The organism is Methanosarcina siciliae T4/M (genome assembly GCF_000970085.1).
GTDB classification, from domain to species: Archaea; Halobacteriota; Methanosarcinia; order Methanosarcinales; family Methanosarcinaceae; genus Methanosarcina; species Methanosarcina siciliae.
The window spans coordinates 4001660-4020238 of record NZ_CP009506.1 but is presented as its reverse complement, the minus strand read 5'-3'; the positions used below and the strand labels follow the sequence as shown (position 1 = coordinate 4020238).

General features: G+C 41.8%; 21 protein-coding genes and 2 pseudogenes. 9 read left to right on the top strand and 14 right to left on the bottom strand.

All coding sequences use genetic code 11. The annotated features are described in order from the left end of the window. Positions 1 to 388 precede the first annotated feature (388 nt). The 3 genes and pseudogenes from MSSIT_RS16825 to MSSIT_RS16815 all read left to right on the top strand — a co-directional run. Complete coding sequence (locus MSSIT_RS16825) at positions 389 to 628, top strand: hypothetical protein (RefSeq protein ID WP_048173677.1); 240 nt, start codon at positions 389 to 391, stop codon at positions 626 to 628. Positions 629 to 838: 210 nt separating this feature from the next. Further along, entirely contained in the window at positions 839 to 1165 is a 327-nt protein-coding gene (locus MSSIT_RS16820; protein WP_231589947.1) for a hypothetical protein, read from the top strand. A gap of 4 nt (positions 1166 to 1169) precedes the next feature. Continuing rightward, positions 1170 to 1616 (top strand): annotated as a pseudogene (locus tag MSSIT_RS16815) (methyltransferase domain-containing protein); the annotation flags it as partial. A 395-nt stretch (positions 1617 to 2011) separates the two neighbouring features. Here the strand turns inward: MSSIT_RS16815 and MSSIT_RS25780 are convergent. From MSSIT_RS25780 to MSSIT_RS23675, 8 genes are all read right to left on the bottom strand, one after another. Further along, a complete protein-coding gene (locus MSSIT_RS25780) occupies positions 2012 to 2206 on the bottom strand; it encodes a hypothetical protein (protein WP_156158898.1) in 195 nt (64 codons plus the stop codon). 2 nt (positions 2207 to 2208) lie between these two features. Continuing rightward, complete coding sequence (locus MSSIT_RS16810) at positions 2209 to 2418, bottom strand: hypothetical protein (protein ID WP_048173676.1); 210 nt, start codon at positions 2416 to 2418, stop codon at positions 2209 to 2211. A 238-nt stretch (positions 2419 to 2656) separates the two neighbouring features. Then, a complete protein-coding gene (locus tag MSSIT_RS21430; protein WP_052721707.1) occupies positions 2657 to 6145 on the bottom strand; it encodes a hypothetical protein in 3489 nt (1162 codons plus the stop codon). After that, entirely contained in the window at positions 6145 to 6291 is a 147-nt protein-coding gene (locus MSSIT_RS23680; RefSeq protein ID WP_156158897.1) for a hypothetical protein, read from the bottom strand. The genes MSSIT_RS21430 and MSSIT_RS23680 overlap by 1 nt, the downstream gene beginning before the upstream one ends. Beyond that, positions 6288 to 6674, bottom strand: a complete 387-nt coding sequence (locus MSSIT_RS16795) for a hypothetical protein (RefSeq protein ID WP_156158896.1) — start codon at positions 6672 to 6674, stop codon at positions 6288 to 6290. Before MSSIT_RS16795 ends, MSSIT_RS23680 begins: the two co-directional genes overlap by 4 nt. Before the next feature lie 335 nt (positions 6675 to 7009). Continuing rightward, positions 7010 to 7357, bottom strand: coding sequence for a hypothetical protein (locus tag MSSIT_RS16790; protein ID WP_156158895.1), 348 nt, complete (start codon positions 7355 to 7357; stop codon positions 7010 to 7012). 98 nt (positions 7358 to 7455) lie between these two features. Next, positions 7456 to 7650 carry a hypothetical protein gene (locus tag MSSIT_RS16785; RefSeq protein ID WP_048173672.1) on the bottom strand — a complete coding sequence of 65 codons (195 nt, stop codon included), beginning with the start codon at positions 7648 to 7650 and terminating at the stop codon, positions 7456 to 7458. A 31-nt stretch (positions 7651 to 7681) separates the two neighbouring features. Next, positions 7682 to 7894: a hypothetical protein gene (locus MSSIT_RS23675; RefSeq protein ID WP_156158894.1), complete on the bottom strand. Its 213-nt coding sequence runs from the start codon at positions 7892 to 7894 to the stop codon at positions 7682 to 7684. Positions 7895 to 8201: 307 nt separating this feature from the next. On the opposite strand from MSSIT_RS23675, the gene MSSIT_RS23670 reads away from it, so the two are divergent. Next, positions 8202 to 8375 (top strand): hypothetical protein, encoded by a 174-nt coding sequence (locus tag MSSIT_RS23670; protein ID WP_156158893.1) that lies wholly within the window; start codon positions 8202 to 8204, stop codon positions 8373 to 8375. Between the two features lie 470 nt (positions 8376 to 8845). Here the strand turns inward: MSSIT_RS23670 and MSSIT_RS16775 are convergent, their stop codons facing one another. From MSSIT_RS16775 to MSSIT_RS16760, 5 genes are all read right to left on the bottom strand, one after another. Further along, positions 8846 to 10624: a DNA primase family protein gene (locus MSSIT_RS16775; protein ID WP_231589946.1), complete on the bottom strand. Its 1779-nt coding sequence runs from the start codon at positions 10622 to 10624 to the stop codon at positions 8846 to 8848. A gap of 20 nt (positions 10625 to 10644) precedes the next feature. Further along, positions 10645 to 10872 carry a hypothetical protein gene (locus MSSIT_RS16770; protein WP_048173669.1) on the bottom strand — a complete coding sequence of 76 codons (228 nt, stop codon included), beginning with the start codon at positions 10870 to 10872 and terminating at the stop codon, positions 10645 to 10647. 261 nt (positions 10873 to 11133) lie between these two features. Then, positions 11134 to 11520 (bottom strand): hypothetical protein, encoded by a 387-nt coding sequence (locus MSSIT_RS16765; protein ID WP_048173668.1) that lies wholly within the window; start codon positions 11518 to 11520, stop codon positions 11134 to 11136. Then, positions 11517 to 11675 carry a hypothetical protein gene (locus MSSIT_RS23665; RefSeq protein ID WP_156158892.1) on the bottom strand — a complete coding sequence of 53 codons (159 nt, stop codon included), beginning with the start codon at positions 11673 to 11675 and terminating at the stop codon, positions 11517 to 11519. The genes MSSIT_RS16765 and MSSIT_RS23665 overlap by 4 nt, the downstream gene beginning before the upstream one ends. 15 nt (positions 11676 to 11690) lie before the next feature. Beyond that, the gene (locus tag MSSIT_RS16760) at positions 11691 to 11909 is read right to left on the bottom strand and encodes a hypothetical protein (RefSeq protein WP_048173667.1); all 219 of its coding nucleotides are present in this window, start codon (positions 11907 to 11909) and stop codon (positions 11691 to 11693) included. A 170-nt stretch (positions 11910 to 12079) separates the two neighbouring features. On the opposite strand from MSSIT_RS16760, the gene MSSIT_RS16755 reads away from it, so the two are divergent. Then, positions 12080 to 12976 (top strand): hypothetical protein, encoded by an 897-nt coding sequence (locus MSSIT_RS16755; protein WP_197080293.1) that lies wholly within the window; start codon positions 12080 to 12082, stop codon positions 12974 to 12976. Positions 12977 to 12989: 13 nt separating this feature from the next. Here MSSIT_RS16755 and MSSIT_RS16750 read toward each other — a convergent pair whose 3' ends face one another. After that, positions 12990 to 14231, bottom strand: coding sequence for a tyrosine-type recombinase/integrase (locus MSSIT_RS16750; protein ID WP_048173665.1), 1242 nt, complete (start codon positions 14229 to 14231; stop codon positions 12990 to 12992). 59 nt (positions 14232 to 14290) lie between these two features. On the opposite strand from MSSIT_RS16750, the pseudogene MSSIT_RS16745 reads away from it, so the two are divergent. The 4 genes and pseudogenes from MSSIT_RS16745 to rfbC all read left to right on the top strand — a co-directional run. Continuing rightward, positions 14291 to 14608, top strand: a pseudogene (locus MSSIT_RS16745) (methyltransferase domain-containing protein); the annotation flags it as partial. A gap of 370 nt (positions 14609 to 14978) precedes the next feature. Further along, positions 14979 to 16043: a right-handed parallel beta-helix repeat-containing protein gene (locus MSSIT_RS16740; RefSeq protein ID WP_052721706.1), complete on the top strand. Its 1065-nt coding sequence runs from the start codon at positions 14979 to 14981 to the stop codon at positions 16041 to 16043. A gap of 565 nt (positions 16044 to 16608) precedes the next feature. Then, entirely contained in the window at positions 16609 to 17991 is a 1383-nt protein-coding gene (locus MSSIT_RS16735) for a mannose-1-phosphate guanylyltransferase/mannose-6-phosphate isomerase (protein ID WP_048173664.1), read from the top strand. Positions 17992 to 18000: 9 nt separating this feature from the next. Next, positions 18001 to 18552 (top strand): dTDP-4-dehydrorhamnose 3,5-epimerase, encoded by a 552-nt coding sequence (rfbC, locus tag MSSIT_RS16730; protein ID WP_048173663.1) that lies wholly within the window; start codon positions 18001 to 18003, stop codon positions 18550 to 18552. Positions 18553 to 18579: the final 27 nt, after the last annotated feature.

The following is an 18579-nucleotide window of genomic DNA, read 5'->3' as shown; positions in this document are numbered from 1 at the left end:
TATCCCGTGGATTGAGGGTTGTTGAAAATACAATCCGATGAGGCCTGAAAATTGGGAAACCTTCAAAGGTTAGCAGGATCCAGGGACATTGGATTGAAACTTAAGGTAAAAGTATTATTTTCAAAGGCGCAAACTGATTAGGGGAGTTAAATCTATGCCAGAACAAGAGAAAAAGGAAGAACCGCAAGAAACAGATGAAGCCAAAGTTGAACCGATACACCCCTCCGAACAGAGGGGAGGCAAGAAGAAAGGTCTTCTTGATACTTGCAAGTAAACAGGCCTTCATCTTTACTTTTTTTCTTTTCAGAGTTCAAACAAATTCTCTGAGCAGGAATGTATTATATGTAAACTGGCACGAGTTACTCTGCATATACAAGGAGGATTAATTATGACAGAGAAAGCTAAGGTTGAACCTATCGATCCTATGGAAAAGGCACGTGGAGGCAGGAAAAAACCTCTGGTGAGCTGCGAAAAATACGATGAGGAAGAAAGAAAGGCGCTTTTAGAGGAAGAACAGAAAGACATCGAAGAAGCTAAAGTTGAATCCGAAGAAGCTAAAGTTGAGCCTATACATCCATCTGAACATAGAGGGGGCAAAAAGAAAGGCCTGCTTGACACGTGCAAATAAGCAAAGCAGGTTTTTATTTTTATTTTTTTCTTCTGATCACTCTTTCCCTTAACGCCTTTTAGTTTCAGATTTACTGTTTCAGATTTACTGTTTCAGATTTACTGTTTCTTGCCAGGTAAGCTTTTATTACATATAATATCTGGATAAATGCACATATGCACATATATTCATGTTTGGTAGTAAAGTAAAGTTCTTTAAAGCTCTCGGGGAATGGAATCCGGCTTACTATCCTTTCTTACCTGCTGGAGCATAGTTACTGCGCCTGTGATTATTCTTCCCTACAAAAAAGACCAGACAAAGGTGTCAAAGCACCTGAAGGTTCTTGTTGAAGCTGGAATTTTGAAGTATGAACGGCAGGGCAGAAACATCATTTACAGCATCAAAAATAAGGAGATCAGGGATTTGCTAGTATCTCTCTGGATTCGGGATGTAAAGCCCTGTTGTGATGGGCGGCAAATTTCCGGGGTTTGTTGTGAGGAAATTGAAAATAAACTTCAAGATAAAAAAGGAGAATCTGAAAAATATGGAATGGGGTAAAAGAATGGATGCCACTGAAAAAAAAGAAGTTATCAAAAAGAAGTATCAGGATATTGCAACTTTAGGAGGTTCTTGCTGCTCTGGTAGGGGGTGCTGCGGGGATTTGAGTGCAGCAGACCTTTCCAGATCTCTTGGCTATTCGGAAGCGGATGTTCAGGCTATGCCCGATGCAAATCTGGGGCTTGGCTGTGGAAATCCTACCGCTTTTGCAGAAATGAAACCCGGGGATATAGTCCTGGATCTGGGCTCAGGTGCGGGTTTTGATTCTTTTCTTGCTTTACAGAGGGTTAGAAGCTCTGGAAAGGTTATTGGAGTCGATATGACCCAAGAAATGGTTGAAAAAGCTCAGGAAAATGCCCGAAAGTACGGTTACTCAAATGTTGAGTTCCGCCAGGGGAATATTGAAGCTCTTCCGCTTGACGATCGTTCGGTGGATGTTATTATCAGTCACTATAATAAGATGTCGTAGTTATCAAATTGTCGTAATGTAATTGAGTGTGTCGATATATATACTAATCCCTTTACTTTCTAAATAATTTACAAAATGTTAGGCACCTTAAAGTCCTTAAAAAGTTAAAACTGTTTTCTATAGGGAAATTCTCCTGGATATTTTTGCGGCAATCGTTCGTATAGTTACGAACAAAGTACGAAATCGTTTTATCAAAAACTTCCCTACTTCTCTTGCCTTTACAGGGCTTTGTAATAACCCCATGATTCAACGATTACAAAAAATAGGTACAAACTATATTAACCTTTAATTTTTAACGCCTTAAAACGCCTCAAAATGTTTATATAATTCCAATGTTTAAAAAAGAAAAGTTTTTGAGATCTTGACAAATCAACATATCAATGAGTACTGATATATTTGTTCGTATCTTTACGAACTTTCTTTTTGTTCCTCACAGCTGGTGTCCTGAATACATGGCCGCAGGAATTGCAGCGATAAAGACCTTTTGGATATCTTACTCTTTTTACAACAGAGCCGGACCCGCATGAAGGGCAATATTTCACATCACGACCGTAAACGTAATGGTGAAGCATGTTTAACGCCTCATCTTTTCATGCCCTTCTTCAAGGGTTAACAAAAATTCTGCAAGAGGATATGTGCTTTCCTCATTCATTAGCGTGCTTATGAAACCAGCGTTATAAGCCTGTTTTATACCTATAACGATCTGCTGATATAGCCCCGGTGGCACTTGAATGTCGATAATGTCCGGTTCGCCATCTTCCAAAATTGATTCGGTGGGAGGCATTACCACCTCCACCTTTTCCGGCTCCAGTAGTACGTGATATTACCCTGTCCGTGTGATACATTCGTGCATTTGTATTTGAAAGTTCGGCCTTTGAATTCTACCGTCGTATCGTAAGGGCACCCCCCATGACGTCCAACCTTAAGCGCCCACCGATCCCACGCTCGCCAGCACCATCCAGGGACTTTATCATTTGCAAGAGGTTGAGAAAAATTAAATATCCTCTTCATAAACTTCAATTTCATATTAAGCCCCCTTTCCTACCTTTTTTACCTGCAGTCCCCAGGACGAACGAGACGGGGTCTTTCACGTAGTGATGCTTCACACGTCGCCCGAACATCACAGGTGAGTCTATTATCTCAGTCTGTTTTCTTTTCCCCAATGCATCCGGCGCGTTTATTATCGGGTCGGTTGGTGGAGGTGTGTACTTCGGTGGAGTGTAACCGGGATACTGAGGTGGGGTATAGTCTGGATATTTTGGAGGGGTATAGCCCGGATATTTTGGAGGAGTGTAACCGGGATACTGAGGCGGGGTATAGTCTGGATATTTTGAAGGAGTGTAGTCCGGATAAGACAGCGGTTTATAATCCGAATATTTTGAGGGAGTATAGCCCGGATAAGACAGCGGTTTATAACTAGAACCCCGCCCAGACGGTTGATAAGTTGAACCGATCGGGTCAGCTGCCTTTCTGGTCGGTGTATACGACGGGCTTGTAGGGGTAGATGTCCGCCTTATTGGAGTAGACCCGGTTATTTCCGAGTATGCGGGGCCTTGCATAGAGTCAAGTGATGAGTTACGGACCAGGTCCCTACCCGTGGGGACATAGTTTCCCCTTACACCTTTTGCTGTGCCATAGTCCCGGTTTAATTCCTTAATAGTCCTGCTTTCTCCTACCAGGTCCCGAACTGTCCGCGCTTTAACATTAGGGTCTCGGATTAGTTTGCCTTCCCCTGTAAGCTCCCGGACTGTCTGGGCTTCCCTCACACGAACCCTGCGACCGCTGTATTTAAAATACTGGTTGTCAGAGATTATTTTTAACTCTGTACCGGGGGTAATGGTTGCTTCGTGTTCCGCTACACCGCCCTTAATGTTTCTTTCGAGTTTTGTAGTCAAGTATGCAGAACCTTTTTCTGCCTTTGTGGCAAGGAACTGATCCGATTTTGAGACACTACCCCTAACATCAACTGGTAGCCTTTTTACTCCACCAGTGACCTCAATATGCATAGCGTTCGGGTGAAGTGGGGAGCTCATGCTTTCAAGACTATCAGAAGCAAGTTTACTACTCTTTGTTTTTAATTCAGCCCCTTTAGACTGAAGTTTTTCCAATTTAAGGGCCCTGCCGAATATCTCTTCCGATGACCCGATTACCTTACCAGCTGTCCCCTTTATCACGCCACCAGTCGATTTAGCAGTTGATAACATCCCTGAAGCCATCTCAACAGGCGCAGGACTTGTATCTGTTACAGTTTTGACCCGGAGGAAATGAGGACTAAGGCCTTTTTGTTCCCCTGAGATGTAAAGGCCCGGATTATCGCCCGGTCTGCTTTTAAATATATTACCCTCTGCGTCTACCCCTCTCACTGTTAGGTCCTTCATGATGTCGCCGGATGCATGCCAACCTTTCGCCGTACCCTCAGGGGTTGAGAAGTCTTTGATGATGCTCTCCGCGCTCTGAGTTGGTTTAGTTTCAGGAAGTGTAGATTTGCCCGTCAGTACATCCTCCGAAACCATCGACTCAACAGGAAGTTCGGACCCCCTGACGGTTACCGCATCCCAAAGAGCGGAGGCGTGTTTTGTACCTTTTATGAATCCGATGCCTCCGACAGCAAGATCAACCCCGAACTTTTCAAGCCCTTTAACGCCACTTTCTTCATATGTTGTTACTGCTTCCGAACCGAGTACCCCGGTCATACCAAGAGCTAAAACCGGTTCAACTAATTTAGCCGATGTTTTTGCCCCGGCCTTTTCTAGGAGTTCTCTTGATGAGATGGTTGCCAGTTTTGCCCCGGCACCGAATGCGTAACCGCTTGCGATTAATGCGGCCTGTTCAGCAGTGTACCCCGTTGGGCTTTCCTGGAAATCTTCGTATTCGTTGATAGCAATATCAGCAGGTACATCTTTAACGCCGGCTATTGCATCCAGTGCTTTTTTAGCTGCATTGTCTGCAAGCTCCGGGTTTTTCTCGATGGCAGGTGTCAAAACTTCAATCGCTTTTTCGGCTGTTCCACCTATAAAACTAAGGTACCCATAATCAGTTATCCCAGAGTCACCGATCCCGCGTTTAATATCTTCGGCTTCGGGTAAATACGGTTTTATGGCATCGTCTATCTTCAGTGCTGTGGATTTGGCAGCTTTCGTTATGTTAGAAAGTGGGCTGTTTTCATAATCTGCCGTTGTCTTGCCTGATTCCTTGAAGTCCTTATATTTTTCAGCGATACCGGTATTATCAACTAGTCCCAACCCCATACCCGCTGAAGTTATAGCCGCTGTTCCTGCGGGGATAAGTTCGAGTTTTTGAAGTGTACTCCGATCTATGTTTGCGGTTTCACCTGGGGCTGTTAACCAGTCCTGGGTACCGGCTAAAAGGTCTTTCCGTGCCTCTGCCGCCTTTTTCTCTGCTGCTTTCTGTGTTTTATATTCGCTTACGGCCTGGTCTCTTGAATAGTAACCCTCACCGGAGATAATGCCCTTTATGCCTGCTGTGCTTTCCCGGCTGGCCCCCTTAACCTCTATGCCTGCGATTTCATTTCCTGATACATCCAGAATAGGGTTATAGGCTGCTCTGGCTTTTTCTGCAGCTTCTGCGGCTTCCTTCTTTGCTGTCATCACCGAAAGATAATCATCTTTTGATTCATATTTGGTTAGGGGGTTCCTAATCTTTGATTCTTCTGATAGTGCAATGGCTTCTTTTTGTGCTCCGGTTGAAATGACTGTTGCTTTTGCATCTTGAGCAGTTCTGGATTTTGCGCTTGCGTTTGCGTTTGCGCTGCTCCCTGCTTTCATTTTTGCAAGCTTTTCATTATGTTGTACTGTTGTTCTTTTTCCCCCGGTTGAGTACCATTTTTCAGAGTATTCCTGGGAAGGTGACGCTCCACTTGTTAGGGTTGTTCTGGCAGGCAGCCCGGACCGTGCGCGCTGTTTGTTGATCTTAGCTAAGTGTGCTTTGTCACTTGCTGTTACAGGTACCCACTCATAGAGACCCTGAGAGTTTATCCACCAGTCGGCCTGTGAGTTTGCGACCTCTTCCGGAATGACCGTATAGACCCGGCTTGAGTTAGTGTTGCTTTTGCTGGCTTCTGCAAGCTGGTTATACTGTTTTTCTGATATTGTTTGCTCACGGCCCAGGTAGTCGTATACTGAGTATGTATAGCTTGGGCTTTGTTCTTCTGTCTGGATCCCGGATAATTGGAGAAGGTCCTCGGGACGTGCTGTATATCCGAGCCCCTGGCCTGCTTCTGCTTGTGCTGCCTGCTTCTGGGTTTCGTTATAGGCTGTTTCTATGGCATGGGACCGCTTCATGAGGGAGAGTTCTGTTTCTGTAGGGGCCCTGTTTAATGGGGTTGTTTGAACCTGATTTAACATGTTTTGTACTTTTGCGTGCGCTGCTTCTCTCTGTGTGTTCTGGATTGAAATTGTGGTAGGGGTAGCATTCTGGATTGCTTCCCGGATTTCTTGTTTGTTGATGTTTGCGAGCTTGCTTGTGTTTGAAAGCGTTCTGGTGTAAGCCATTAGTTGTTACCCTCCCTTTCAAGAAATTCGGCCAACTTTGCTTTTTTATCTTTTTTAGTTTTTAATTTTGATAGCTCTTCTAATTGCGTTTTCAGATCTGAGAAATCGAGTTTGCTGATTTTATATTCCAAAGAAGTTTCATTCACAGCTGCTCCACCTCCCCGAGTGCGCTCACTGCCTGGATTAGCAATGTCTTAACCAATAATGAATTAGAGATTCCGAAACCATCAGCAGCGGAATCGAGCGCGGCTTTTGCTTGTTTATTGATCAAAACCTGCATGCGTTCAGCGTCGCCCTCATCTGACCGGAACAGCTCGAACGACCTGACGTACTTGAGTTGGTTTGCGACCTTTTCCAGGGACACGCGAATGAGGTCGGTCTCACTGGTCTTGTATCGCTTCGCATGGCGTTGAATTTCTATTCTCAGACCTGTTGGAATTCTAAAATCTAGGGTTATTTGATTTGCCCGCTTCTCTTTTTTTGCCTTTCTTTCGAGGTATGCGTCTTGTCTATTCACCACTACCACCACTCCAATTATATTTTTATTGCATTATTTAAATACTTTTTCTGTTATGATATTAAGGAAGGGCTTCTTTATATACCTTTGCATGGAGTGAGACCGAACGAAACATGAGGAAAAAGGACTTATTCCGGAACAAAATAGTTATAAAAGTATCGTAGATATACCAGAATCTTAGAAGGATATTTTGATATTATGTTCGGTTAGAAGGTCGAAAAAATTAGAAGTGTAAGTTAAAAAAGATTTTTTATATGTAGAGGTTTTAACAATATAGTATGACAAGGAAGGTCTCAATCCGCCGCACACGAAGATGTATAGACCTTCCCGCTGCCTTTACAACTTAATCATTGATGAGTTGACGAGCGTCTACTCCTCTGCCTCTTCTTTGGCTTCCCAAGTTCGGCTTTGATCGTTTCGGCGAACTCGTCTATATAAGGTTCGGTGATCCCGAATTTATCATTGAGTACCTCTTTTAAGGCATCGGTTTCGACCACACCAGGGCACTGTTTTGAAATACATGACACAACAGATTTAACAAAAACCGATTCGGTAACGACGTCTGTTATTTCTAGATTTGTCATAGTGAATTTGTATGCCTGTTCTTCGGTGTAGAGTTTTTCCTTTTCAAACGTAAGATCGACATCGAACCATACTGGCTCGCCACATACAGGGCAACCTGCTTTTATATACACTTGTAGATCCCTCCAATTTAATTCATCTTTACTTTTTATCATCCTCTTTTATTTTTTTGAATACTCTCTCCCCCGTTTCAGGAGGCTGCATTTTTAATTCAACCTTTCACTGCATATTTTTTTATTGATTTTGAGGACACGCATAGAACCATTATAATTTCCTTGTTCTTTGCTCCCTTTTGTTTCATCTCTCTGATTTTGTTTTGCAATTCAAGCGGCAACTCGTTACCGTCTTTTCTATGAGACATCCACCGCTGTTTCTGTACAGGAGTTCCGTCAATTCTGATTACCATTCAATCTTACCCCCCTATTTTATTGCTAAGGTTATTTCTCGCTCGCTTCTCTTTGTTTTCTGATAAATACCCGGACATCTTCACCCGCTCTTGTACGGTCAACGTATACGGTGCCATTGCTCGCAATAACTGGATGTTGTCCCTTATTTTCACCTTTTGATGCCTTCACTGGTTCCCAGTCATCGGCATTCAATCCAAAGAATTCGCTACAGGATATTTTTATCACCAATATGTAATTAGACATTATACTATATAATATTTAGTGTCTTAATTGATAAGTTATTATGTCTTGTTTAGTAATGAGGACATGATCTTAAGGAACTGACTACCCGAAGAAGGCCAGGAGAAAAAAATAAAAAGAGGAAAATGAACGAGGGGTTATACTCCCTACTCTTCTCACATTCAGAGAGTTAAAAGGGGGAAGTACTCTCTGAACATGTTTGATCTTGTAAGGACAATTCGCCCACACAAGTAAATCAAGTAAACTTGATTTACTAACGTTCAGAATGAGGTTAAAGTAAATAAATATTTCGAATTCAATAAGGTTCATTATGACAATTGAAAACATAGAAAAACAAGTAAAGTATATCTTATTTGGATTAAGGGAAATGCAGAAGGACCTCAATAGGGAGAAAGTTATGATGGTGGGACTTGGGAAACCGGGAGAACCGGAAGAAAAGATGGGGATTATAACACACAACATTCAAAAAAGGATTAGAAGGTAGATGGGAAAAACGTTTTTCCAGCAACAGGATGATTTTTATATTTATAACCGAAAATGTAAAAGATTAGCGGCAGACGGTGTAAGTATCCTAATAACGACCTATTCCAAAATGAAAAAACGAAATGGAATAGATGAAAAACGATATCAAAAGGATTTTTATAACTTCTTATATTCCACTTTTTTACTATTGTTTGCCTTAGAAGCAACAACTATATAGAAAAACTATATAGATTGAAATGTAGAGATAACAATAGGGGAAAAAACGGAATATAAGAAGTTAAAAACGGTATCATGTCCCTTGAAAAAATCTATTCCAATGCAAAAATACAAAATGGAATAGATTTATTTTTTTTTTAAAGTTGCAAATAATCAACACGTTTTTGAAAAAACGTCATCGTATTGCATGGAAAATGGGGAATGAAAGAAAAGAGTATGTTTTTTCTTTTTTAGATTTATTAAAAAGTTCGAGCATTATTTAATCTCTGTAGGGTATACATAAGTGCCCTCGTAAAAATATATATTGTCTGACTTCTTCGTATCCTTGTTATATTCTGTACTCCTTCTATAATTACGTCCGAGTTTGGCCATACGGTTTCTGAAAGCAGACTCTTTTAAAGGTGTCACACCTTTAAGACCGCACCATATTGTATAATATTTGAAAACGAGTTTTGCATGTGTCGGTTTTTCGTCTCCTTCGCAATCCCTACAGCATCCTTCTTCAAATACGGCTGCGTTATCTGAATTTAAACGGTATACTTCTGTGACTTCCGTTACATCCATGTCATATGAAAACTTTCTGTTTTGAATTACCTGTTTGAGTCCAGCAAGCATTAGATTTAAAAACCCACTTTTTTCCTGTTCAGTCGTTAGTTTGTTTATAAGGTGCTCGTCTATTTCGTTTTTTTCGAAGGTTCGCGGGAACTTGATTAACATCCATCTTCTGTAGTATGCGTAGTTGTCCGAGTAAGCGAATGGAATTCGATTGGCTGAGAACATCAGTTTCACAGTAGGATTAAAAGAAAAAGAATTCTGATATTTGCGCTCAGCCATTAGCTCTGTATCGTTTCCTGTTAGGGTATTGAATTTTTCATTTGTCTGTAATGTACTATCTTTCAGGTCCGGGAAAGCGTTTAGAAGTTTGCCGTATAAGTTCGCGACTCTATAAGGGTTTTCCTCAAGGTCCTGTAATGTTTCACTACTTACGTTACCTTTTCCCAATATGTTCTTTAAGAGGTTAATAAAAACCGATTTACCGTTTGAGCCGGTACCATACAGCATCAAAGCCTTTTGCATACTGACATCAGGAATAAGACAATATCCCGCAAATTCAAGCAGTAGGTTAACATTTTTCTCTTCAAGTTCGCAGGAAACGAGATAATTTTTTATTTCCGGGCAGTTTGCTTTGGTGTCATATGTAACCGGTATTTGTGATATGCTTAAATACTCCGGGTCATGCGGTTCCAATTTCCACGTATCGAGGTTGAACAACCCATTTGTAAGGTTTATATAACGCGAGTTTAATTGCCTCTGGTCAATCTCCCGGCGCTGGATAAATGCACAGTCTCTTATATATTCAAGTACTTCGTGAATGTATTTAGAGCCCGGTGTTGGTCTTTCTACATCGTCTATGTCTGGGCATTCGTCTCTTAATTTTTCTTCGTACAGGTCCCCATATATTGCTCGAATTCTTGCCCTTATGAATAGTTCGCTTCCTTCGTTTTTATAAACGCCGTTTATATATACATAAAATTCTTTAGTGTCTGCCATTACAAACAGGCTATAGGTGTTCATTATTTTGTCGCCCACGTCTTTGAATGGGACTTTTATCTTCGTTTTGTCCGTTTTGTCTGGTCGCCTTTTACTTACTCTCTCGTTCTCTTTCTTTTCCTCCTTTATCTGCTGGATGCGTTCCATCCTGCTTCCTTCCGGGATCATCTCCCAAAAGTTAGATTTTGCATAGGTTGTGATAATCAGGTCGATTTCTTTATCTGTAAAATCGATCAGTTTACCGGTTAGCTTTCTGTATACATTCCCAGGATTTGTTACTTTTTCAAAGTCTGTATTTATTAATTCGTCTATTGTGGGATCTGTGATTATAAAATTGCAAAGTTCGGGATCAAGGTCCGGGAGTTTGTTGTACTTGCTCCGAAGCCTGGCCATTAATGAACCGGCTGGGGGTTCATACTCCATTTGCTGTCCGATGCTGCATTTAATAGGCTTCGTATTGTTCCAAAGCTGTTCTGCGGTCATAGACTCCGTTTCTGACCCCATCAGACCGGCCCCCATAGAGGGGTAGACCCGTCATTACGCCCCCCCTTTCTCGAATAATATAGAGCGATACATTCGCGCTCATATTCGAATGTTTTTCCGCAGTGGGGGCATTCAAATGCGTCATCGTAATCGTCCAGATCCACGTCACTACATCCCTGCTCTTCGCCGCAGTGGGGGCATACCAGGTGATGCGTTCCGGTGCAGTAGATTTCCTTTTCTGACTCCATTATATCGCCCCTGCAGCCAGAATAAGCACCGCTACCGTTGAGCAGATAAAAATAATTTTAATTGATGTCTCAAAGCAAGCCTTGGCCACAGCACGGAGTATTACAGACGCGTTCATACTCACCGCTCCCAAAATCCGTACTTTCCCTCGTCGTTATCCGAGTGTGACTCCTCTCTGAAGTTTTTTGCTTCATGGGTGTCTTCCGCTGTCGAGGGCTGTACCTGCCTATGCTTTTTTCGTGCTCTGTATCCCGGGTATGAAATCATAAAGGACTGCCTCCGTGGATGCTGAAGGAAACGCCCAAGTTGCACAGACAAGTGTTGAAAAATTCACCCTTTGTAATCCATGACGAAACTTCAAGCTTGGTAACATCGTTTATCCCGAAAACTGGAACAGAAGGATTTACGCCTGCAACTCCTGTTATATCCACCACTTCAAGCAGCTGGGGATCACCGGGGTCTTCTTCGAATATCACAACGGGACCCAGGATTTGCCTACCATTTTCCAGACAGTCATCTTTATGTACTTTAGAGTTATTTGAATACACAGTGTGTTGGGTTTGGTATGTACTCCCTTTTGCTCGATTGTCCTGGCCGGGCCTCCCATCACGATAGTTTTTGACCTCGTTTTTCGCCGCAAAACGATTCATTGCCCCACCCCCGCGACACATGTAATCCTGTTCGCAATTGCCCTGTCTAACGGGTCAGAGCTGTTTTTCATATGCTCAACGGTTTCATGGTGCTCTGCGTATGTACGTTTTGCCCATTCAGAAAAATTGATATTAGAAGTAGATTCATTATTCATGCCGGGTAACCTCCTTTAAGCGTTTCTCGGTGCTCCGGTCCTCTCAGAGTCTTGGCGGGCCTGCGGGACCGGTGTTATTCTCGCTTTTATTTCTTCCTCTTCAATTCTTTGCAATGTCCATTCCCTAAGCAGTGTGCGGAATGGGGTTTTCAGAGTCTTTGCAAGTGTTTCTCCTCGTTCTTTTCCGTCCTCTGAGAGGCGAAAACAGATTACTTCAAGTCTGTTTGCGTTCATCAGGATGTAATACAGCCTCTAATGATAAAAAGACATATTTTTATACGGTATTTCAGGTTTTAACGTATCGATACGGTTTTTTTAATATCTCCGTATCGGTACGATAAATTGTAGCGATACGTTTATGTATAGTGAAATAATATTATAATGTGGTGTATTACATGGGGTCATTGAGTACAGAAGCCACAGAAATTACAGGACATGGAATTAGAATTGTTGAATATTTTTTAAAAGAGGGTAATGATTTTTCACTTCCGGTTAGCATTGCTAGAGCCAGTACGCCTGAATTAAATCTGGGGACAGTGGGTAAACACTGCGAGAAACTCGTCAAGTCAGGTATATTGGAACGAAAACCAATTGAGATAAGTGGTAAAGGTGGAGGCCTTAAATACCACTACAAATTAATAACATCGTTTGAGACTGTGAAAGAAATTCATGTGGTTGTTACTCAGGGCAACATCACACCAGAACTTCTCATGACATCCACGTTTTACGCTAAAGCGGTACCATCTTTGGTCGATTTTCTTGAAAATGAGATGGAAAACAAAGGTTATCAGTTATACGAAACTGATAAACAGGTCGTCAAATCCTGCTTGAGAGCAAGTCCCGAAGTGTTACGGTTTGTACTGCATCCTGACAGTTATGTCAAAATGTCGTCTATGCCAGAGTATATGAATTTTCTCGATATGTATAAATATCGAACGTTTGCATCAGGTATTTTTAAATTATGTAACCTCGGCGAAGTCGATAAAGGAACTCAAATATTCCTCGAGTGGTTAAAAAAGGCATACGAAATATATTATAAAAACCATGCTGTCCTTCGGGTTTTTGAGCGTCTGCTTGAGTTAGATTTTATACGGTGTAATCTAGATTTGAGTACATATGAGGGGCTGATGCGTGAAATTACAACAACATTAGAGAGCGATCCTCAAACCCAGACCTCGATTTCAATACTCTTGGATGAATTCGGAGATGAGTATTTAAATATTTTTCCGTCCGAGTATCTGGGCGCTTTGGAAAATGAATGTAAGGCCGAGTACCCAATCCCAAACACCAGGATGGGATAGAAAATTTCACGATTCAGCCCTTCATCATCTCTTTAATCTCCGCGAGTTCTCTTTTCAATTCCATGAACTCGTCTGCATTGATTTGTTCCATGAACTCGGCTTTGATGTTTTCGGTGGTCGTTACTGCTTCCCTGGTTAGCGGCATGCCGCACCTACGGCAATACAATGAACTTGTGAGGTTAAGCTCTGAGCACCTGGGGCATTTACCGCTCCGCATTGCGGAGGCTTCACTTTCCGTTTTCGTCAACCCAGCGCGCTTTATTATGGTGTCATCCGTTCCAGGGTCATGTGTATATCGGCTCGGCATTGGGCTACCCTGCCCCCACCCGTAATATGTGCGGAGCTGTGCGTCTGTAAGCGATTCAGCATTATTTGTACAGGACACATGCCGGAAGCTGTGCGGGTTCACTCGTTTTTGAATTCCAGCTTTTTTACCAATTTCCCTGAGTTGTTCCCACAGTCCCGATCCGGAGAGCTTCACCCACTCAGATCCAATTATTTTTCCATTTTCGTCTCTGGTATTCCGAATATAATTTGATGTCCATAGCGGGGCTTTTGGATCCGTTTGGCCGTTTTTGAGCTTACATGGATGCATCTCAACCCACTGGCGCATGTATGGTGCTGTGTGAACCAATTGTACTGACCTTTCACCAGTCTTCAATTTATCCTCGTTAGAGTGTACTCTGAATGCCAGTTTAAACCCATAGTCGTTAAACTCTACATCCCCTACGAGCGAAGATAGAAATTCTGTTTTACGGGGCCCAGCTTCATACAGGGTCATAATTGCAGCTTTGTCCCTGGGCGACTGCGCAGCATCTACCATTAACGTAATTTCATTAAAGGTTAGAAGCTCATTCTTGTCTATTAGTTTCGACGTTTTTCTACCCCTTTCCCGCATCAGTAAAGCGCAGTCTTCCAACTTCAAGTATTTAAAAAAGGATCTTAGATTAATCTTGTATGATTTTATAGTCTCCGGGGAGTAGTGCTTTGTGACCCCACCACGAACGAATGTATGTTCGTCCATGGAATCGAGGAAGTCAAGAACATCATCCTCGGTGAGGGCCATAATATCTTTTTTACACCACTCGGCGAATACGGTAAACGCTTTGTAATACATACACAAAGTGTTCTCCTTGATCCCCTCATGCTTCTTTTTTCTGACTAACTTGGCCATAAGTTCTAGATTTGTATTCGGCCTCCGCCCGTTCTCAAAAACTTTATCCAATCTCGCGGCATATATCTCCATATCTTTCATAAAGAATAAACCCCTTTTCTGAATTTAAGCATATCCAACAACTACAACATCAAGCTTTAGTCTTTATCAGCAACTGCGTGATTAACCTCGCGCCGGATAAAGAAAAGGTTTTCAGGGAAGCTTTCAGGGTTCTGAAGCCAGGAGGCCGGATGTATGTTTCGGACATGGTCCTCCTGGCAGATTTGCCCGAAGACCTTAAAAACGACTGCGACCTGCTTTCGGGATGTGTCGCCGGGGCTTCGTTAAAAGAGGAGTACCTGGGCCTTCTCAAAAAGGCAGGTTTTTCGGTTAAAATCCTGGCTGAAGATTCGGATATAAGTAAAAGGCAGTATGGGGAGCTTCCAGTTGAAAGCCTCAAATTAAAGGCCTGGGTATGAACAGAATTTATGGGTTCATGTGTTAGAAAGGAGTCTGAGAAGTAAAATCTGTTTGAGAAGTAAGGCTGGTCGAGAAGTAAGGCTGGTCGAGAAGTGAGGCAGGTCTGAAAAGTGATATTTTCGGCTTCTTTTCTTCTTTCTCATATTCAGGGGCTTATGTTCTTCCATGAAGAACATTAACTGAAAGGATTTTTATCAGCATGATTCCTCAGAAACTATGCTTCAATAAGTATATCCCTCAATCTATTTATATTACTATTCAATTATTATTTTTTAATGATATGGTGTTCCAGGCCTTGGGCTCCATGTCCGATCTTTCGAATTCAGGAGCTCTCCTGAACGCGGGGTAGCAGGAGATGGTCTCTTTGAGGTGATACTGCTGAAAACCATCAGGAATGTAAAAATCTGTTTCGCAATAGGTTTTGTACTTTTGTTGCTCAGCTCAGGTACTTCAACTGCCAGGAGGATCACTGTGGGGAGTGATGAGAATCAGGATTTTTCTTCAATTCAGGAGGCTGTAAATGCTGCCAGTCCCGGAGATACTGTTTATGTCTACAAAGGGCTTTATATGGAAAATATATATCTTGACAAAGAAATTACTGTCCGTTCTATCTCCGGAATTCCCGATATGATTAATATAAAGGCAAAAAATCCCAATGACCACGTATTTCATGTAAATGCAAACAATGTAACCATCAGTGGTTTTTATATAAATGGTGCCAGTGACCCTTTAAAAGCAGGGATTTATCTGGAAAACACTCATGGAATCCTGATCAGCAATAATAAACTTTCCAACAACCATCTGGGAATTTACCTCGATTCTTCGACCACAAACATGCTGAATCTAAATAATGTTTCAGGGAATGAAGTGGGAATTTTCCTGAAAGCTTCGAAAGATAATTGGGTTATCAACAATAAGGTGAAGATGAATAGTCTGGATGGCATTTTGCTTGAAGCCTCAGACGAGAACCATGTTACTGGCAATCTCCTTAATTACAATGTCGGGTACGGCTTTGTGCTCTCAAACAGCAGTAGAAACCTCATTTACAATAACTTCTTCCAAAATAATGTAAACGTCGGATATGAAGGGACTAACTCCGCTAATTCCTGGAATATGACCCGAGAGAAGGGAATAAATATTGTGGGGGGTCCTTATATCGGCGGAAACTACTGGACCGGTCCTGAAAGTACAGCCCTGTGCGCAATTGATGATCAGGATAACGATGGATTCTGTGATGTTTCCTATGACCTTGGGGAAGGAAATATCGATTACATGCCTCTCATACGCCATTCCTCTGCTTTTCAAGGCAATGAACGGTCCATCACGGTTTCTCTTATAGGATTTGCCTTATTTGTATTTGCCGTCTCAATATTCATCGTAAAAAAGGTAATGAGCTGGGGCAAGGGCGAACTTCCAGAAGATGATGTAAAATAAACCCAGGGAAACTCGTCATTAATTTTTGACCAGCTTATTTGAGTTTTATCGGGTTTACATTTCATTTATTCATAGCCTGTTTTCCTTCATTTTTTCGGTTTGACGGTTTGAATTTGATAGTTTGATATCTTATTTTTCGGCATTCTCAAAGCCAAAGGTTATATATTTACTCCTTATCATATACTACTAAAAAATAATCAAACTCCAAAAATAATCTAATATTAAAAACAATTTATTCCTAAAGTAATTGATACATAAGTAATGTAATCATTAGTGATTAATACTAAAGAACATAGTACCTCGGGTCATTGATATCAAAAGCAATGTAATCTCAGGTCATTGATATCAAAAGCAATGTAATCCCAAAATAATTGATTCCAAAAAATACATTCGATAATTAGTATTCAAAGAGTAGTTCTTCTATTTAGAAAATATATCAAAAAATAATCATGTCCTGAAAATAACCTTCTTCCACAGCGTATTTATGTTTCCTTTCCCTCAAGACAATGTTGAAAGGGTTTTTGTCTTGAAATACTTTGATTGAATATTTTTTAAATCGATTTCCATGGAGATGACAGGCATTAAGTCAATAATTCTTGCAGGCGGCTCAGGGACAAGACTCTGGCCTCTAAGCCGGGAAATGTATCCCAAACAATTTTTAAAATTTGGTGACACTTCACTTTTTCAGGAGACAGTGCTTCGATGTCTTGAGGTTTCAGATGTTTCTGAGATTTTTGTTGTAACGAACGAAGCCCAGAAATTTTTTGTGATTGGACAGATCAAAGAGATAGGCTACTCAATTCCTCCGGAAAATGTTCTGATAGAGCCCGAAGGCAAAAACACCCTTCCTGCAATCTTCTTTGGAATGAAAGAGATTGGACAGAAATTCGGAAATTCAATCGTAGGGGTATTTTCCTCCGACCATGTGCTTGATAGAGCTGCAATGGCAACGATTTCTTCAGCCGAAAAACTTGCTTCGGATTATCTGGTCACTTTCGGGGTTGTCCCTACATTCCCTCATACGGGATACGGCTACATTAAAGCCGCCGAGCCCTGTGAACCAGGTTACAGAGTTTCGGAATTCAGAGAAAAGCCTGATTTCGAAACCGCACAAAAATACATTGAAGAAGGCTGCCTCTGGAATAGCGGAATGTTCCTTTTTGAAACAGGGCTCTTCTTTGAAGAAGTCAAAAAACATGCACCTTCTATTTTTGCCTGCTTTGAGAGAGGGGGCAGTATTGATGAGATTTATGCGTGTGTAGATAACGTTTCTATTGATTACGGCATAATGGAAAAGTCGGATAAAGTCGCTGTTGTAAAGCTGAACCAGAAATGGAGTGACCTCGGAAACTTTGCGGCAATTTATGATGAGCTTGAAAAAGATTCGGTAGGAAACGTGGTCTATGAGTGTGACCCCATGCTTCTCAACTCCGATGGGAACCTGGTTTATTCGAAATGTGGAAAAATTGTTTCTCTTATTGATATTAAGGACATGGTTATTGTTGACACGAGCGATGCCCTGTTAATATGTCCAAAATCGAGCAGTCAGAAAGTAAAGGAAATAGTCTCCGACCTGAAGGGCAGGAACGACGAAAGAGCATTTATCGGACAGACAGTCTACAGGCCCTGGGGTTCATATACGTTACTTGATGTCTCTCCCGGGCATAAGATCAAGAATATTACCGTGCTTTCCGACCATAAATTAAGCCTGCAGCTGCACTACCACAGGAGTGAACACTGGGTGGTTGTAAAAGGCATGGCCTGTGTCGAAGTGGACGGAGAGCAGTTTTTCCTGAGACCCGGGGAAAGCACATTTATTCGGGCTGGACAAAAGCACAGGCTGTCAAACCCTGGAAAGGTTCCGCTGGAGATTATTGAGGTGCAGTTAGGAGAGTTAGTGGATGAAGGGGATATTGTCAGGTTTAATGATGTATACGGGAGAAGCTGAGGGAAACGTATGAAGCTGATTAATACCGGGATAGAGGACCTCTTTGTACTCGAACCTGATGTTTTTGGGGATGATAGGGGTTACTTTTTCGAAAGTTACAATAAGATGAAATTTGATTCTCTTATTGGAAAGATGTACAATTTTGTTCAGGACAATGAATCCAGGTCTTCTTATGGGGTTATTCGAGGGTTGCACTATCAACTGTCTCCTTTCAGTCAGGCGAAACTTGTGAGAGTTTTACAGGGAAAGGTATATGATGTTGCCGTAGACCTCAGGAAAGACTCGCCCACTTTAGGGAAGTGGGTTGGAGTTGAACTTTCCGGCGAGAACAAAAGACAGTTCCTTATTCCAAAGGGTTTTGCCCATGGATTTTCAGTAATGAGTGAAACCGCAGTTTTTGCATACAAATGCGATGAATATTATCATCCCGAAACCGAGGCAGGAATCGCATACAACGACCCTTCATTGAATATTGATTGGAAAGTAAGGGATGAAGATATAAGGGTTTCTCCAAAAGATGGTCTGCTGCCCAGATTTGAAAAAGCCGAAATGAACTTTTAATGCACAAATTTTTATCTTTCAGAACAG

Bases quoted from the DNA above. Each gene is read 5' to 3' on its own strand.
- MSSIT_RS23670 (WP_156158893.1), top strand. From the start codon at position 8,202: ATGACAATTGAAAACATAGAAAAACAAGTAAAGTATATCTTATTTGGA.
- MSSIT_RS16765 (WP_048173668.1), bottom strand. From the start codon at position 11,520: ATGAATCGTTTTGCGGCGAAAAACGAGGTCAAAAACTATCGTGATGGG.
- MSSIT_RS16825 (WP_048173677.1), top strand. From the start codon at position 389: ATGACAGAGAAAGCTAAGGTTGAACCTATCGATCCTATGGAAAAGGCA.
- MSSIT_RS21430 (WP_052721707.1), bottom strand. From the start codon at position 6,145: ATGGCTTACACCAGAACGCTTTCAAACACAAGCAAGCTCGCAAACATC.
- MSSIT_RS16820 (WP_231589947.1), top strand. From the start codon at position 839: ATGGAATCCGGCTTACTATCCTTTCTTACCTGCTGGAGCATAGTTACT.
- MSSIT_RS16735 (WP_048173664.1), top strand. From the start codon at position 16,609: ATGGAGATGACAGGCATTAAGTCAATAATTCTTGCAGGCGGCTCAGGG.
- MSSIT_RS25780 (WP_156158898.1), bottom strand. From the start codon at position 2,206: ATGCTTCACCATTACGTTTACGGTCGTGATGTGAAATATTGCCCTTCA.
- MSSIT_RS23675 (WP_156158894.1), bottom strand. From the start codon at position 7,894: ATGTCTAATTACATATTGGTGATAAAAATATCCTGTAGCGAATTCTTT.
- MSSIT_RS16810 (WP_048173676.1), bottom strand. From the start codon at position 2,418: ATGCCTCCCACCGAATCAATTTTGGAAGATGGCGAACCGGACATTATC.
- MSSIT_RS16775 (WP_231589946.1), bottom strand. From the start codon at position 10,624: ATGACCGCAGAACAGCTTTGGAACAATACGAAGCCTATTAAATGCAGC.
- MSSIT_RS16760 (WP_048173667.1), bottom strand. From the start codon at position 11,909: ATGAACGCAAACAGACTTGAAGTAATCTGTTTTCGCCTCTCAGAGGAC.
- rfbC (WP_048173663.1), top strand. From the start codon at position 18,001: ATGAAGCTGATTAATACCGGGATAGAGGACCTCTTTGTACTCGAACCT.
- MSSIT_RS23665 (WP_156158892.1), bottom strand. From the start codon at position 11,675: ATGAATAATGAATCTACTTCTAATATCAATTTTTCTGAATGGGCAAAA.
- MSSIT_RS16750 (WP_048173665.1), bottom strand. From the start codon at position 14,231: ATGAAAGATATGGAGATATATGCCGCGAGATTGGATAAAGTTTTTGAG.
- MSSIT_RS16770 (WP_048173669.1), bottom strand. From the start codon at position 10,872: ATGGAGTCAGAAAAGGAAATCTACTGCACCGGAACGCATCACCTGGTA.
- MSSIT_RS16785 (WP_048173672.1), bottom strand. From the start codon at position 7,650: ATGGTAATCAGAATTGACGGAACTCCTGTACAGAAACAGCGGTGGATG.